This window comes from Stenotrophomonas sp. LST15-1-1.1 (assembly GCF_040815575.1).
GTDB lineage: Bacteria > Pseudomonadota > Gammaproteobacteria > Xanthomonadales > Xanthomonadaceae > Stenotrophomonas > Stenotrophomonas lactitubi_B.
On sequence record NZ_JBFPNJ010000033.1, the window covers coordinates 15,847 to 31,203 of the forward strand.

11 protein-coding genes are annotated in these 15,357 nt (G+C 65.7%); 7 read left to right on the plus strand and 4 right to left on the minus strand.

Translation table 11 applies throughout. The annotated features are described in order from the left end of the window. Nucleotides 1–39: 39 nt before the first annotated feature. On the minus strand, nt 40–2,166 hold the full coding sequence (locus tag MRBLST15_RS18995; RefSeq protein ID WP_367787369.1) for a TonB-dependent receptor: 2,127 nt from the start codon (nt 2,164–2,166) through the stop codon (nt 40–42). 223 nt (nt 2,167–2,389) lie between these two features. Between MRBLST15_RS18995 and MRBLST15_RS19000 the strand changes: the two genes are divergently transcribed. Beyond that, nucleotides 2,390–3,781 (plus strand): class II 3-deoxy-7-phosphoheptulonate synthase, encoded by a 1,392-nt coding sequence (locus tag MRBLST15_RS19000; protein WP_367787371.1) that lies wholly within the window; start codon nt 2,390–2,392, stop codon nt 3,779–3,781. A gap of 569 nt (nt 3,782–4,350) precedes the next feature. Beyond that, nucleotides 4,351–5,493 (plus strand): mechanosensitive ion channel family protein, encoded by a 1,143-nt coding sequence (locus tag MRBLST15_RS19005; RefSeq protein WP_367787373.1) that lies wholly within the window; start codon nt 4,351–4,353, stop codon nt 5,491–5,493. A 72-nt stretch (nt 5,494–5,565) separates the two neighbouring features. On the opposite strand, the gene MRBLST15_RS19010 is transcribed toward MRBLST15_RS19005, so the two are convergent. The 3 genes from MRBLST15_RS19010 to typA are packed head-to-tail and all read right to left on the minus strand — an operon-like array spanning nt 5,566 to nt 9,556. Next, on the minus strand, nt 5,566–7,188 hold the full coding sequence (locus tag MRBLST15_RS19010; RefSeq protein ID WP_367787375.1) for an amidase: 1,623 nt from the start codon (nt 7,186–7,188) through the stop codon (nt 5,566–5,568). 41 nt (nt 7,189–7,229) lie between these two features. Next, nucleotides 7,230–7,697, minus strand: coding sequence for a DUF2127 domain-containing protein (locus tag MRBLST15_RS19015; protein WP_025879438.1), 468 nt, complete (start codon nt 7,695–7,697; stop codon nt 7,230–7,232). Nucleotides 7,698–7,708: 11 nt separating this feature from the next. Beyond that, nucleotides 7,709–9,556: a translational GTPase TypA gene (typA, locus tag MRBLST15_RS19020; protein WP_025879437.1), complete on the minus strand. Its 1,848-nt coding sequence runs from the start codon at nt 9,554–9,556 to the stop codon at nt 7,709–7,711. A 239-nt stretch (nt 9,557–9,795) separates the two neighbouring features. Here typA and MRBLST15_RS19025 point away from each other — a divergent pair, with 239 nt between their 5' ends. The 5 genes from MRBLST15_RS19025 to MRBLST15_RS19045 all read left to right on the plus strand — a co-directional run bounded on the left by MRBLST15_RS19025 (nt 9,796) and on the right by MRBLST15_RS19045 (nt 15,330). Next, nucleotides 9,796–10,287 (plus strand): peptidylprolyl isomerase, encoded by a 492-nt coding sequence (locus MRBLST15_RS19025; RefSeq protein ID WP_025879436.1) that lies wholly within the window; start codon nt 9,796–9,798, stop codon nt 10,285–10,287. A gap of 123 nt (nt 10,288–10,410) precedes the next feature. Next, entirely contained in the window at nt 10,411–11,397 is a 987-nt protein-coding gene (locus tag MRBLST15_RS19030; RefSeq protein ID WP_025879435.1) for a malate dehydrogenase, read from the plus strand. A 120-nt stretch (nt 11,398–11,517) separates the two neighbouring features. Continuing rightward, complete coding sequence (locus tag MRBLST15_RS19035) at nt 11,518–12,132, plus strand: RluA family pseudouridine synthase (protein WP_367787378.1); 615 nt, start codon at nt 11,518–11,520, stop codon at nt 12,130–12,132. Nucleotides 12,133–12,753: 621 nt separating this feature from the next. Next, complete coding sequence (gene prpE, locus MRBLST15_RS19040) at nt 12,754–14,634, plus strand: propionate--CoA ligase (RefSeq protein ID WP_265954638.1); 1,881 nt, start codon at nt 12,754–12,756, stop codon at nt 14,632–14,634. A 192-nt stretch (nt 14,635–14,826) separates the two neighbouring features. Beyond that, entirely contained in the window at nt 14,827–15,330 is a 504-nt protein-coding gene (locus MRBLST15_RS19045; protein WP_367787380.1) for a hypothetical protein, read from the plus strand. Nucleotides 15,331–15,357 lie beyond the last annotated feature (27 nt).

Consider the following 15,357-nt stretch of genomic DNA (forward strand, 5'->3'; position numbering starts at 1 on the left):
CAGAGCCCTTCCCTGCGGAAAGGGATCCGACCCCTTCGCTCAGAAATCCTGCTGCAGGCTCAGATAGGCGCCGCGACGCGGCCCCCATTGCGGCGCGAACACGCCGATCCCGCCGCCATCGCGCAGCTGGTAGCTGCGGTCCAGCGTGTTGAGCACGGCCAGCTGCACATGCAGCGGATGGCCGCTGTCGGCGTTGAAGTCATGCGCGGCGCTGAGATTGACCTGCAGGTACGACGGCAGCTCGCCGCCATTGGGCACGCCCTCGATGTCCGAACGCAGGCCGCTGCCGTACACGTAGTTCGCACCCACCCGGTTGTGGCCAGCGAAGGCGTAGCTGACGCCGCCGGAAGACGTCAGCTTCTGGTCGTGGTCCAGATGGATCCAGTTCTGCTGCACGTAGGCCAATGCATCCGGATCGAGGTTGTACTGGCTGGTGATGACCTGGGTGCCCATCGCCTTGTTGTAGGCCGCGTTGAAGTACGCGCTGATCGGCCCGTTGCTGTAGTCGGCGCTGAACTCCAGGCCGTGGATGTGGCCGCGCCGATAGTTGAAGGTGGAATAGATGTAGGCGGCGCCGAACTGGCCTTCGTCCTGCAAGCGCGAGACGCGGCGGTCGTAGGCATCCAGGCCGAGGGTGAGGTGGTCGCCGATCTGCTGTGACACGCCGATGTCGTAGTAGTCACTGCGCTCGGACAACGGCGTGTTGCTGCCACCGGTGGGTTGCTGGTTGCTGGTGCCGTCGAACAGGGCCAGATCGCTGCCGGCAACCAGTTCGCTGGCGGGCGGGGTGAAGTAGCGCGAGTAGCCGGCATGCACCGTGGTGCTGTCGCTGGCATTCCAGACCACGCCCAGGCGCGGGCTGAGCTGGCCCTCGGTGTGGCCGAACGCCTTGAAGCGGTCGCCGCGCAGGCCGTAGTTGACGGTCCAGTCATCGCCTATCCGCCACTCATCCTGCACGTACAGTGCCGCGGTGCTGGCGTGGAAGGCGTTGCGGTCCGGGATCAGCTGCGGCGTGGTGCTTGTCTGCCGGCCATCGGCATCGACCGGGAAGACCCAGCTGCTGTTGTTGGCGGCGGCGTGTTCGTAGTTGCCATTCAGGCCATAACGCAGGGTGTGGTTGTCGCCCAGCGGCGTGGAGAAATCGGCCTGCAGGGTGTTGGCGCGGTTGCTGCGTTGGACCTGCGAGGCGACGCCGCTGAACACCAGGTCGCCGACGATGTCCGGGTTGAAGGCCACATCGCTGTAGCGCTGGCCGGCCGACAGCTGGTACGCGGTCTGGCCCAGCGTGCCCTGCAGCACCAGCATGCCGAAGCGGGTGGTCTCGCGCTGGGTTTCGTCCAGCTGGCTGGAATCGAAGGTGGTGGTGTCCAGGTAACCGAACTGCGGGGTCTGGCCCGGGTTGACCGGAATCTGGAAGCGGTTGTTGGCGAAGCCGGCGAACACGCTCAGGCGGGTGTTGTCGTTGACCAGATAGGTCAGGTCGGCAAAGGCCTTCCCTTGGTGGGTATCGTCATGCAGCGGCTTGCGTGAGTTGGTGGGGTTCTCCAGCCCGACTTCGTTCTGATCGTAGTTGCCGGTCAGGAACCAGCTCCAGCGGCCCTGGTTGCCCCACCAGGAGGCATTCGGGTTGACCTTGCCGAACGAGCCGGCGGTGATGCCGGCGCTGCCGCCGTTGCCCAGTTCGGCGCCACTGCGGGTCGTGATATCGACCACCGCGGCGGTGCGTTCACCGAACTGGGCCGGCAGGGCGCCATCCATCAGGCGGATGCTCTTGATGGTGCGGGCATCCAGGGTCTGGCCGAAGCCGGAGATCGATTCGGGCAGCAGTACGCCGTTGATGCGGTACTGCAGGTTGGCGTGGTCGCCGCGCACGTGCACGCCGCCGTAGGAGTCCTGGACCACGCCCGGGGCCTGCAGCAGCACTTGGCTGAGCGGGGCGGAGGCGCCCAGGGGCTGCTTCTGGATATCCTCGGCGGAGATCTGGTACTGGCTGCTGCCGATGTCCGGGGATAGGGCGTTGCGGGCCTGGTCGAGCTGGGCACTGACGGTGACCACGTCGAGGTTCTTGACCGCAGCCGCGCTGGAATCAGTGTCGGCGGCAAGCACGGGTTGGCTGGCCAGGATCAGGGCGAAGGTGATGGCGGTGGTGAGCAGGGAGGGCTTCATGGGAAGTGGGCAGGGAAGAGGGAAGGGGCCGGTCCATGAGGGAGTGTTACTCCGTAACAACTTCGTGCCGATCATGCGCCTGTCCCGCGGCGGCGACCATGCCGTTTCTGGCCGATCAGGCAGCCCCTTTCCGCACCGTTCAGGCAGACGCGGCGGAGCCCAGCCCTTTGCGCCAGCGGCTGGCTCTGCGACCATGACCGCCCCCCACCCCCGGATGTCCGTGATGAGCCTGTCCGCCGTTCCGCCCGCCCCCGATCCTGCCGCCATCGCTGTTGGCGCTGCCTGGTCACCGGAGAGCTGGCGGGGCAAGACCGCGCTGCAGATGCCGACCTATCCCGATCCGGTGGCACTGGATGCCGCCCTCCACGAGTTGAAGCGGCTGCCGCCGCTGGTGACCTCGTGGGAGATCCTGGCGTTGAAGCAGCAGCTGGCCGACGCCCAGGAAGGCAAGCGCTTCCTGCTGCAGGGCGGCGACTGCGCGGAGAATTTCAGCGACTGCGAATCGGGCACGATTTCCAACCGGCTGAAGGTGCTGCTGCAGATGAGCCTGGTGCTGGTCCACGGCCTGCGTCAGCCCGTGATCCGCGTCGGCCGTTTTGCCGGGCAGTACGCCAAGCCGCGCTCGGCCGATACCGAGACCCGCGATGGCGTGACCCTGCCCAGCTACCGTGGCGATGTCATCAATGCGCCGGCCTTCACCGAGGCGGCGCGGCTGCCCGATCCGAAGCGGATGCTGCAGGCCCACGCACATTCGGCAATGACGATGAACTTCGTGCGGGCGCTGATCGATGGCGGCTTTGCCGACCTGCACCATCCCGAATACTGGAACCTGGAATGGGTAAGCCATTCACCGTTGGCCGCCGACTACCAGAAGATGGTCGCCTCGATTGGCGATGCCGTGCACTTCATGGAGACCCTGGCCGGGGCCCGCGTGCACAACCTCAACCGCATCGATTTCTACACCTCGCATGAAGCGCTGCTGTTGCCCTACGAACAGGCGCTGACCCGACAGGTGCCGCGCCAGCAGGGCTGGTTGAACCTGAGCACGCACTATCCGTGGATCGGCATGCGTACCGCCGCGCTGGATGGCGCACATGTGGAGTACCTGCGTGGCGTGCGCAATCCGATTGCGATCAAGGTCGGCCCGTCGGTGACGCCGGACCAGCTTCTGCGCCTGATCGATGTGCTCAATCCAGATGACGAGCCGGGCCGCCTGAGCTTCATCCATCGCATGGGTGCGGCGCAGATCGCGCAGAAGCTGCCGCCGTTGCTGGATGCGGTCAAGCGCGATGGTCGTCGCGTGCTGTGGGTGTGCGATGCGATGCACGGCAACACCGAAAGCACCGCCAACGGCTTCAAGACGCGGCGTTTCGACAACGTGCGTGGTGAGGTCGAGATGTCGTTCGACCTGCACGCGGCTGCCGGCACGCGTCTGGGGGGCGTGCATCTGGAGCTGACCGGTGAGGATGTGACCGAATGCACCGGCGGTGCGCGTGAGTTGACCGAACGTGACCTGGAACGTGCGTATCGTTCGACTGTCGACCCGCGTCTGAACTACGAACAGTCGCTGGAGATTGCGATGGCGATCGTGCGCAAGCAGGAGCAGGTGCGGTAAGGGGTGTTTTGGCAGGGCTGCGCCCTGCACCCGCAGAGGCCACTGCCAGAGCAACAGCAACAGCGACAGCGGCATTCCGTGGTTGGCGGGGCGGTGTCGGATTGCGGGGACGCCGCAAGTACGTCCCTGTAGGCTTGGCCGCGGCATCCATGCCGCGGACACCTCGCAATCCGACACCGCCCCACCTTCGACAGATCTCCGCGGCTGTTGGTAGGTGTCGACCTTGGTCGACACATCTGTCAGATTTTGAAATCCATCTGGGGTCAGATCCGTTCCGACAGATCGCGGAAAACTGTCGAAGGCGGGGAGGGGGCAGATGGCGGGGGCGTGAGCGCCATGGATGGCGCGACCGAGCTTACATGGACGTACTTGCAGCGTCCCCCGCCATCTGCCCCCTCCCTGCTATCCCACGGAATGCCGGCTTTTGCCGTTGCCGTTGCTCCGGCCTCTACAGGTGCAGGGCGCAGCCCTGCCGAACCACACCCTACGCAATGCTTACGAACGTCTGACACCATGCTCATGGCGCATGCGCGACGCTGACCGCTGGACCTGAGCAGCGAGGTATATGCGTGGCGTGGCAACACCTGCAACAGTATCTGTGGCCGATCGGCACGGCGCTGGTGGTCGGTGGCCTGGGGGCCTGGGCCGTACTGGCGCTGTACCGCCGCCTGCGCGGGCGTGATCGGCGCCGCGCGCGCATCGGCCGGGTGATTGGTCCGCCGCTGGCGCTGGCGTTGCCCTTGCTGCTGCTGGTGCCGGGGGTGCAGGCCACGCCATTGCCGGAACACACGCTCGATCAACTGCTGCGCGTGCTGCACATCGGCTTGACCGCGTGCTTCATCTGGCTGCTGGTACGCGGCGTTGCTGCGGGCGAACGCGCAATCCTGCGCAGCCATCCCATTGATGTCTCGGACAACCTCGAAGCGCGCCGCATCCAGACCCAGACGCGGGTGCTCAGCCGCGTGCTGATGGGCGGCATCATCGTGCTCGGTGCTTCGTTGGTACTGCTGACGTTCCCGATGGTGCAGAAGATCGGCACCGCGCTGCTGGCCTCGGCAGGCCTGATCGGCCTGGTGGCGGGCATCGCCGCCAAACCGGTGTTCGGCAATCTCATCGCCGGCCTGCAGATCGCGGTGACCCAGCCGATCCGGCTCGATGACGTGGTGATCGTCGAGGGCGAATGGGGGCGCATCGAAGAGATCGGCAGCAGCTATGTGGTAGTGCGGATCTGGGATGAGCGACGGATGGTGGTGCCGCTGACATGGTTCATCGAGCATCCCTTCCAGAACTGGACGCGACGCAGTGCCGACCTGCTGGGTACGGCCTTCCTGTGGCTGGACTACCGCGCGCCGATCGCGGCGATACGCGCCGAGCTGGAACGCATCTGCCAGGGCCAGCCGCTGTGGGATGGACGGGTGTGCGTGACCCAGGTGACCGAGACCAGCGAGCGTGCGATCCAGGTGCGGCTGCTGGTCAGTGCGCGCAGTTCCGGTGATGCGTTCGACCTGCGCTGCCTGGTGCGCGAACGCATGCTGGATTTCCTCGCACGCGAGCATCCGCAATCGCTGCCGCAGGTACGCGCGCGGCTGCAGCGGGACGATGAGCTGGACATGCCGCGGATGCGTCGTGCAGGCAGCGCCGATGTGCGTTCACCCGGTGCCGAGGATGGTGAAGCGGCCGTCGTGCCGGTGGAGCCGGGCCCAGAACGGTAGCGCCGGGCCATGCCCGGCTGCTTTCGATTTTCCGGTGAAGCCGAGCGTGGGCTCGGCTCTACAGAAACACGATCACGGATCGCCGGATTCGATCAATGCATCGGTATCGAAGCGCGGCGGACGCCTGGCGCGTGTGCGCTGCTCATACGCGTAGGCCATCTCGATCAGCTTCGGTTCGCTCCAGGCCGTGCCCATGAACAGCAGCCCCGCCGGCAGGCCATCGATCTGGCCCATCGGCACGCTCAGGCTGGGGTAGCCGGCGACGGCGGCGACACTGTAGCTCTCGCCGGGGAAGTCATCGCCGGTGCTGCGCAGGGGCCAGGCAACGCCGGTCGTCGGTGCGACCAGCGCGTCGAGCTTCTGCGATGCCAATACGGCGTCGATGCCTTCCGGGCCCGCCAGTCGCCGCGCATCGCTGCGCGCGCGGATGTAGACGGGATCGGCCAGGCCAGGGGTCGCCTGGGCCTCCTGCAGCAGCTCCTGGCCGAACAGGCCCAGTTCCTGGCCTTTGTGTGCCTCGTTGAAGGCGATCAGCCCGGCCAGGCTGCGCAGTGGCGCCTGGTAGGTGTTGAGGTAACGCTCCAGGCCCGCCTTGAATTCGTACAGCAGGACGATGCGCTCGGCATCGGCCCAGGCGCCCTGGTTGGGCAGTTCCACCGGCACCACCACGGCGCCGGCGCGGCGCAGCTCGGCGACCGCCTGCTCAACCAGCGGTGGCATCCCGCGATACGTCAGCAATGGTGTCTGCAGCAGGCCGATGCGCTTGCCGCGCAGGCCCTGCGGATCCAGTCGTGCGGTGTAGTCGTAGACCGCGCGGCCGGGCATGGTCGCAGTGGCGGGATCGGCATCATCGCGTCCGGCGATGGCGGTCAGCACGGCGGCGGCGTCGGCGACGCTGCGGGTCATCGGGCCGGCGGTGTCCTGGCTGAAGGAGATCGGGATGATGCCTTCGCGGCTGACCAGGCCGACGGTCGGCTTCAGGCCGACCACACCGTTGATCGCCGCCGGGCAGACGATGCTGCCATCGGTCTCGGTGCCGATCGCCACACTGGCCAGGTTGGCGGCCACGGCCACCGCGCTGCCGCTGCTGGAGCCGCAGGGCGAATGACTGAGGCGGTAGGGATTGCGGGTCTGGCCGCCGCGCGCGCTCCAGCCGGAGATGGAGTCGTTGCCCCGGAAGTTGGCCCACTCGCTGAGGTTGGTCTTGCCCAGCACCACCGCGCCCGCTTCGCGCAGGCGGCGGACCAGGTAGGCATCGTCGGGGCGGAAGCCCTGCAGGGCGAGCGAACCGGCACTGGTGGCCATCGGCGCGGCGTTGATGTTGTCCTTCAGCAGGATCGGGATGCCATGCAGCGGTCCACGCAGGCGGCCGGCACGGCGCTCCTGGTCGCGCTGTGCGGCTTCCTTGAGGGCATCGGGGTTGAGTTCGATCACCGCGCGCAGGCGTGGCCCGGTGCGGTCCAGCGTGGCGATGCGCTTGAGGTAGGCGCCGGTCAGGGTGACGCTGTCGAGCTCACCAGCGACCATCCGCGCCTGCAGGTCGGAGACTTCGGTCTCTGCGTAGGGGAAGGGCATGGTGCTGTTGCCGGGTTCACCGGCATGCGCCGTGGACGCGGCCGGGCTGCAGCCAGCGGCGAGCCCCGCAGGCAACGCGGCGATCAGGAAGGACAGGAGGGGCGGCAAGGACGGGCGCATGGGGCAGCTTCGACGGCTCCGATCCCCAGTGTAGCGGCTGCTCAGCGGCGGCGCTTGCGCAGGTCGCGCGCCAGCACGTAGACGACGATCAGGTTGATCGCCAGCACCGTCCACGAGGCCCAGCCGGGATGGCGGACGATCGCGTAGATATCGAAGGGCAGGTAGATGGAGGCGGTCAGGCAGCCCAGCCAGGAGGCCCATGCCTTGGCTTTCCACAGACCCCAGGCTTCGACCAGGTGCAGCAGGCCGTAGCCGATCATCGCCGCCGCAGCCAAGTGCACCGCGTCGGGACTGATTGCATTCAACAGCGAGGGCAGGGTGCCGTGATCCGGGTCCAGGCTGAAACGCCGGATCAGGGCATTGACGCCGTCGCGAAGCGGCTGCGGACCGAGGATTTCCAGTCCGGTAGCCGCCAACAACGCCAGCATCGCCTTGCTCGCTTCGAGCAAGGCGATGACATGAAGGCCCGGATGCCGATGCGGATCCGGGTTGTAGCCGTTCTGGCTCACGGTTCGCTGGATCAGCCGCCGCGCGAGTTCTTCTTGCGGTCGCTTTCGGTCAGGAACTTCTTGCGCAGACGGATCTCCTTCGGGGTGATCTCGACCAGCTCGTCGTCTTCGATGAAGTCCAGGGCCTGTTCCAGCGAGTACTTGATCGCCGGGGTCAGCTGGATCGCATCGTCCTTGCCCGAAGCGCGCATGTTGGTCAGCGGCTTGGTCTTGATCGCGTTGACGGTCAGGTCGTTGTCCTTGGAGTGGATGCCGACCAGCTGACCTTCATACACGTTGTCGCCTTCAGCAGCGAACAGCTTGCCGCGTTCCTGCAGCGGGCCCAGCGAGTACGCCGGGGTGGTGCCCGGGGCATTGGCGATCATCACACCGTTGATGCGCTTGGCGATGGCGCCCTGTTCCTTCGGGCCGTAATGGTCGAACACGTGGAACAGCAGGCCCGAACCCTGGGTGAGGGTCTTGAACTCGTTCTGGAAACCGATCAGGCCACGGGCCGGGATCTGGTATTCCAGGCGCACACGGCCCTTGCCGTCCGATTCCATGTTCTTCAGCTGGCCCTTGCGGGTGCCCAGCTTTTCCATCACGCCGCCCTGGTGGACTTCTTCGATATCCACCACCAGCTGCTCGATCGGCTCCATGGCCTGGCCGTCGATCTGCTTGATGATCACTTCCGGGCGCGACACGGCCAGCTCGTAGCCTTCGCGACGCATGTTCTCGATCAGCACCGACAGGTGCAGTTCGCCACGGCCGGAGACCAGGAACTTGTCGGCGTCTTCCAGCTGTTCGACCTTCAGGGCCACGTTGTGGACCTGCTCGCGGTCCAGACGGTCCTTGATCTGGCGGCTGGTCAGGAACTTGCCACCGGACAGGTCCTTGTTGCCGGCGAACGGCGAGTTGTTGACCTGGAAGGTCATCGAGATGGTCGGCTCGTCGACGGTCAGTGCCGGCAGCGCTTCCGGGGTTTCCGGGTGGCACAGGGTGTCGGAGATGGTCAGTTCCGGAATACCGGAAATGGCGACGATGTCACCGGCTTCAGCAGTGTCCTGCTCGATGCGCTCCAGGCCCAGGAAGCCCAGCACCTGCGCGACCTTGCCGTTGCGCTTCTTGCCTTCACGGTCGATCACCGCAACCTGCATGTTCTTCTTCAGGGTGCCGCGCTGGATGCGGCCGATGCCGATCACGCCCACGAAGTTGTTGTAGTCCAGCTGGCTGATGCGCATCTGGAACGGACCTTCCGGATCCACTTCCGGCTTCGGTGCGTGCTGCATGATCGCTTCGTAAAGCGGGGTCATGTCGCCGTCGCGCACGGTGTCTTCCAGGCCGGCGTAGCCGTTCAGGGCCGAGGCGTAGACGATCGGGAAGTCGAGCTGCTCATTGGTGGCGCCGAGCTTGTCGAACAGGTCGAAGACCTGGTCGATCACCCACTCCGGACGCGAGCCCGGACGGTCGACCTTGTTGACCACGACGATCGGCTTGAAGCCCATCGCGAAGGCCTTCTGGGTGACGAAGCGGGTCTGCGGCATCGGACCGTCCATCGCGTCGACCAGGATCAGCACGGTGTCGACCATCGACAGCACGCGCTCGACCTCGCCGCCGAAGTCGGCGTGTCCGGGGGTGTCGACGATGTTGATCCGGTTCTTGATACCGGTCTTCTTGTCTTCCCAGGTGATGGCGGTGTTCTTGGCCAGGATGGTGATGCCGCGTTCCTTTTCCTGGTCGTTGCTGTCCATCACGCGCTCGGCGAGGACGGTACGCTCGGACAGGGTGCCGGACTGCTTCAGCAGCTGGTCGACCAGGGTGGTCTTGCCATGGTCGACGTGGGCGACGATGGCGATGTTGCGAAGATTTTCGATGGACATACGAAAGGGGGCCAGTCGGCGCCGGATTTGGAAAAAGAAGTCCAACATTATACGTCGAACTTGACGATTGGCGAAAACCTGGATTTCAGACCTGCCGAGGTCCCCATTCAGCCTGGCTCGCGGCGCTGCCCGTCCGCGGGCTGAAGACCCCGCCTGCGCCGATGGTCGAAGCCGCCCATGCCACGGGGGAGGTGTATCCTTATGGGGCTGATTACACACCCCGCATCCCAAGGATCTGCATGTCCCTCATCGCCACTTTCGACACCACCCAGGGCCCGATCAAGGTCGAGCTGTTCGCCGACAAGGCGCCGCTGACGGTCGCCAACTTCGTGAACCTGGTCAAGCGCGGCTTCTATGATGGCCTGATCTTCCACCGCGTGATCCCCGATTTCATGATCCAGGGCGGCTGCCCGCAGGGTCGTGGCACCGGCGGCCCGGGCTACAAGTTCGAAGACGAGAAGAATGGTGTGAAGCACCAGATCGGCTCGCTGTCGATGGCCAACGCCGGCCCGAACACCAATGGCAGCCAGTTCTTCATCACCCACATCAAGACCGATTGGCTGGATGGCAAGCACACCGTATTCGGCCAGGTCCTGGAAGGCCAGGCGATCGTTGATTCGGTCAAGCAGGGCGACGTGATCCATTCGATCACCCTGGAAGGCGACACCGACGCCGTGCTCGCCGCCCAGGCTGAGCGCGTGGGTGAGTGGAACAAGATCCTCGCCGCCTGATCCGCCCCCGACGGCCCCCTGCAGAGGGGGCCGTTTCCATGTTGCGGCCGCCCCGCCAGGCCATCCCCGCCCGCGCGGCCATCTTCTACAACGCTACTTAGCTTCTTAGCAGAGGAAATCCCCATGAAAGCACCTGTTCGTGTTGCCGTGACCGGCGCCGCCGGCCAGATCGGCTACGCCCTGCTGTTCCGTATCGCCTCCGGTGAAATGCTGGGCAAGGACCAGCCGGTCATCCTGCAGCTGCTGGAGCTGCCGGTCGACAAGGCCCAGGCCGCCCTGAAGGGCGTGATGATGGAACTGGAAGACTGCGCGTTCCCGCTGCTGGCCGGCATGGTCGGCACCGACGACGCTGAAGTCGCCTTCAAGGACGCCGACATCGCCCTGCTGGTCGGCGCGCGTCCGCGCGGCCCGGGCATGGAGCGCAAGGATCTGCTGCTGGAAAACGCGAAGATCTTCACCGCCCAGGGCGCTGCACTGAACAAGGTCGCCAAGCGTGACGTGAAGGTGCTGGTGGTCGGCAACCCGGCCAACACCAACGCCTACATCGCGATGAAGTCGGCGCCGGACCTGAACCCGCGCAACTTCACCGCCATGCTGCGCCTGGACCACAACCGCGCGCTGAGCCAGCTGTCGACCAAGCTCGGCAAGCCGGTCGCCGGCATGGAGAAGCTGGTGGTGTGGGGCAACCACAGCCCGACCATGTACCCGGACTACCGTTTCGCCACCGCCGATGGTGCGTCGATCGCCGATGCGATCAATGACCAGGAGTGGAACGCCAACACCTTCATCCCGACCGTCGGCAAGCGCGGCGCGGCGATCATCGAAGCCCGTGGCTCGTCCTCGGCGGCCTCGGCGGCCAACGCAGCGATCGACCACGTGCGTGACTGGGTGCTGGGCAGCAACGGCAAGTGGGTCACCATGGGCGTGCCGTCCGACGGTTCCTACGGCATTCCGGAAGGCGTGATCTTCGGCTTCGCGGTCACCACCGAGAACGGCGAGTACACCCTGGTCAAGGATCTCCCGGTCGACGACTTCAGCCAGAAGTACATCGACAAGACCCTGGCCGAGCTGGAAGAAGAGCGCGCCGGCGTCGCCCACCTGCTGGGCTGATGCGGTCTGTGCCGGCAGCTTGCCGGCACGTTTTGCATCGTAGGTGCCGGCCGTTGGCCGGTACGCAGGAAACGGGGAGGCTTCGGCTTCCCCGTTTTCGTTTGAGGGGCAAGGAAACCGATGATCCATCTGCACTACATCGACGAGGCGCTGCTGGTGGCCGAGAAGCCTGCCGGACTGCTGTCAGTGCCCGGCCGCTCGGCGGAGAACCAGGACTGCGTGGTCGCGCGGCTGCAGGCGGTGTATGCCGATGCGCTGACCGTGCATCGCCTGGACCAGGTCACCTCCGGCCTGCTGCTGCACGCGCGGGGCAAGGACATGCAGGTGGCGCTGTCGATGCAGTTCGAGAAGCGCAAGGTGGGCAAGCGCTATGAAGCCATCGTGCAGGGGCTGCTTGAAGGTGATGCGGGTGAAGTGGATCTGCCGCTGATTGTCGACTGGCCGAACCGCCCGAAGCAGATGGTCGACCACGAACGCGGCAAGCCGGCACTGACCCGATGGCGCGTGCTGTCGCGTGACATCGCGGCGCAACGCACGCGCGTTGAACTGGAGCCGATCACCGGCCGCAGCCACCAGTTGCGCCTGCACATGGCCAGCCTCGGTCATCCCATCGTCGGCGACGTGCTGTACGGCGCGGACGCCGCGCAGCGCGTGCACCTGCATGCGCGCAAGCTGCAGTTCACCCACCCTCTGACGGGCGAGGCGCTCGCGTTCGAGTCTGCGACTCCGTTCTAGAGAGCAGGTGTATCGGCAGGGCTGCGCCCTGCACCTGCCGAAGCAACAGCAACAGCAACAGCGGCATTTCGTGGGTTGGCGGGGCGGTGTCGGATTGCGGGGACGCCGCAAGTACGTCCCTGTAGGCTTGGCAGCCGCATCCATGCGGCTGACACCCCGCAATCCGACACCGCCCCACCTTTGACAGATTCCCGGTGTCTGATGGATCCACCTCATGCGTGGATGAATCTCCATCGAAATCGAATATTTCGATAAGTGATCGAAAAGCATCCACGCATGGCGTGGATCTACGTGTCGACCAAGGTCGACAGCTACCAACAGCAGCCCAACAGCAGCGGGGAATTGTCGGAGGCGGGGTGGGTCCGGTTGCGGGGGCGTGAGCGCCATGGATGGCGCGACCGAGCCTACAGGGACGTATTCACGGCGTCCCCCGCAACCGGACCCGCCCCGCCATCCTTCAGTAGCCCAGCTTTTGACGTTGACGTTGATGTTGACGTTGATTCTGCGGGTGCAGGGCTGCAAGCCCTGCAGAACAAACCCCACCCCCTACCAAGGTAGGGCGGCCCGCGCGCCAGCGCCGGACTATGCTCGAACCATGACTTTGTCTGGGAGGGCTGCGTCATGAACTACGAGGAAACCTACCGCCGCTCGATCGACGAGCCGGAGGCATTCTGGGGCGAGGAAGCCAAGCGCATCCATTGGCACAAGCCACCGCAACAGGTGCTCGACTACAGCAACCCGCCGTTCCGGCGCTGGTTCGTCGGTGGCGAAACCAATCTCTGCTACAACGCCGTCGACCGGCATCTGGCCGACCGCCCGGATCAGCTCGCACTGGTCGCCATCTCCACCGAAACCAACAGCACCCGCGAAGTCACCTATCGCCAGCTGTATCGCGAAGTGAACGACTTCGCCGCCGTGCTGAAACACCTTGGTGTCGGCCACGGTGATCGCGTGGTGATCTACATGCCGAACATGGCCGAGGCGGTATTCGCCATGCTTGCCTGTGCACGTATCGGTGCGGTGCACTCGGTGGTGTTCGGTGGTTTCGCCGCACATAACCTCGCGCTGCGCATCGACGATGCCAAGCCGAAGCTGCTGATCGCTGCCGACGCCGGCATGCGTGGTGGCAAGCTCATTCCGTACAAGGCGATGGTCGATGCCGCCTGCGCCGAAGCCAGCAATCCGCCGCCGCACGTGCTGATCGTTTCGCGCGGGCTGGACCCGGCCGAGCCACGCATCGAAGGGCGTGATGTCGAGTACGCCAGCCTGCGTGCGCAGATCGGGCAGACCGATGTGCCGGTGCAATGGCTGGAATCGAGCGAACCCAGCTACCTGCTGTACACCTCCGGCACCACCGGCAAGCCGAAGGGCGTGCAGCGCGATGTCGGTGGCTATGCGGTGGCGATGGCGCAGTCGATGCAGACCGTGTTCGACTGCAAGCCGGGGCAGGTGATGTTCTCCACCTCCGACGTCGGCTGGGCCGTGGGCCATTCCTACAACGTGTATGGCCCGCTGATCGGCGGCTGCACCTCGCTGCTGTACGAAGGGCTGCCGACCAACCCCGATCCGGGCATCTGGTGGGCGCTGTGCGAGCAGTACAACGTACGCACGATGTTCTCTTCGCCGACCGCCATCCGCGTGCTGAAGAAGCACGACGCCGATTTCATCCACCGGCACGACCTGGATGCGCTGAAGTATCTGTTCCTGGCCGGCGAGCCGCTGGACGAACCGACCGCACACTGGATCAGCGACGCGCTGGGCAAGCCGATCATCGACAACTACTGGCAGACCGAAACCGGCTGGCCGGCATTGACCCTGCTGCCAGGCCTGGACATGAAACCGGTGCGTTTCGGCTCACCGGGTTTCCCCAATCTCGGCTACCGGATGAAGGTGATCGACGAGAACACCGGTGAAGAAGTGGCTGCCGGGCAGAAGGGCGTGCTGGTGATGACGCCGCCGTTGCCGCCGGGCTGCATGAGCACGGTCTGGAATGACGACAGCCGCTTTCTGCAGAGTTACTTCAGCCACTTCAATGAACTGCTGTACAGCTCGCTGGACTGGGCCATCCGCGATGACGATGGCTATACCTTCATCCTGGGCCGCACCGACGATGTGATCAACGTGGCCGGCCACCGCCTGGGCACGCGTGAGATCGAAGAGGCGATCTCCAGTCATCCGCGCGTGGCCGAGGCCGCAGTGATCGGGGTGAAGGACGAGTTGAAGGGGCAGGTGCCGCTGGTGTTCGTGACGCTCAAGCAGGGTCTTGATGGCGAAGACCCGGCTGCGGTGGTGGCCGAGATGATGGCCACGGTGACCGCGTCGCTGGGGGCGGTGGCGCGGCCGGCGCATGTGCACGTGGTCAACGCCCTGCCCAAGACCCGCTCGGGCAAGCTGCTGCGGCGTTCGCTGCAGGCATTGGCCGAGCAGCGCGATCCCGGTGATCTGTCGACGCTGGACGACCCGGGCGCGCTGGAAGAGATCCGCCGCGCGCTGGGGCGTTGACCCGGTCCTGCAGAGCCGAGCCCATGCTCGGCTGCCCGGGTCAGGTGCACGCAGCCGAGCATGGGCTCGGCTCTACAGAGATCCAGCGGTGCTGCAGCGCAGCTTCCTCGCCGCCACCGGTGCGCTAAGCTCGCCCCGGGGAGCGTGCCCGCAAGGGCACGCATGCGTATCGCATCGACGGAAGGGGGAGCTATGGCACTGCTGCATGCCAAGACGGCCGCTGGCCGCCAGGAGATCGAAGACCGCGCCCGACGCCTGCCGGCGGCGCTGCGCTCGATCCTGTTGATGGTTGACGGTCAGCGCGATGACAGCGAACTGCGCGGCTTGTTCGAAGGGCTGCGCGCACCGCAGGATGCGCTGGAGCAGTTGGCCGCACTCGGCCTGATCCAAGTGGTCGGCGGCAGGGCCGAACCTGCCCCGCAGCGCGGACTCTGCAGCGGCCGCGAGCAGGATCCGGCGCTGTACCAGCAGCTGTACGACGCGATGAGCGACGCCGTGCGCCGTCATCTCGGCCTGAAAGGCTACTTCATGCAATTGAAGATCGAGCGCTGCACCGACGCACTCGCCCTGGAACGGCTGTGCCCGGAAATGATCGCCGCGATCGGCAAGGCGCGCAGCCCGGCGCTGGCCCAGCGCTGGTGGCAGGAGATCCAGCTGTCGCTGGCGCCGGTCACCGCCGAGGTCGTGCCCGGCTGACACGCGGGGTAAAGTGGTCCGCTCTTT

Coding starts and splice junctions, on each gene's coding strand:
- MRBLST15_RS18995 (WP_367787369.1), bottom strand. CDS start 2,166: ATGAAGCCCTCCCTGCTCACCACCGCCATCACCTTCGCCCTGATCCTG.
- MRBLST15_RS19000 (WP_367787371.1), top strand. CDS start 2,390: ATGAGCCTGTCCGCCGTTCCGCCCGCCCCCGATCCTGCCGCCATCGCT.
- MRBLST15_RS19010 (WP_367787375.1), bottom strand. CDS start 7,188: ATGCGCCCGTCCTTGCCGCCCCTCCTGTCCTTCCTGATCGCCGCGTTG.
- typA (WP_025879437.1), bottom strand. CDS start 9,556: ATGTCCATCGAAAATCTTCGCAACATCGCCATCGTCGCCCACGTCGAC.
- MRBLST15_RS19025 (WP_025879436.1), top strand. CDS start 9,796: ATGTCCCTCATCGCCACTTTCGACACCACCCAGGGCCCGATCAAGGTC.
- MRBLST15_RS19030 (WP_025879435.1), top strand. CDS start 10,411: ATGAAAGCACCTGTTCGTGTTGCCGTGACCGGCGCCGCCGGCCAGATC.
- MRBLST15_RS19035 (WP_367787378.1), top strand. CDS start 11,518: ATGATCCATCTGCACTACATCGACGAGGCGCTGCTGGTGGCCGAGAAG.
- prpE (WP_265954638.1), top strand. CDS start 12,754: ATGAACTACGAGGAAACCTACCGCCGCTCGATCGACGAGCCGGAGGCA.
- MRBLST15_RS19045 (WP_367787380.1), top strand. CDS start 14,827: ATGGCACTGCTGCATGCCAAGACGGCCGCTGGCCGCCAGGAGATCGAA.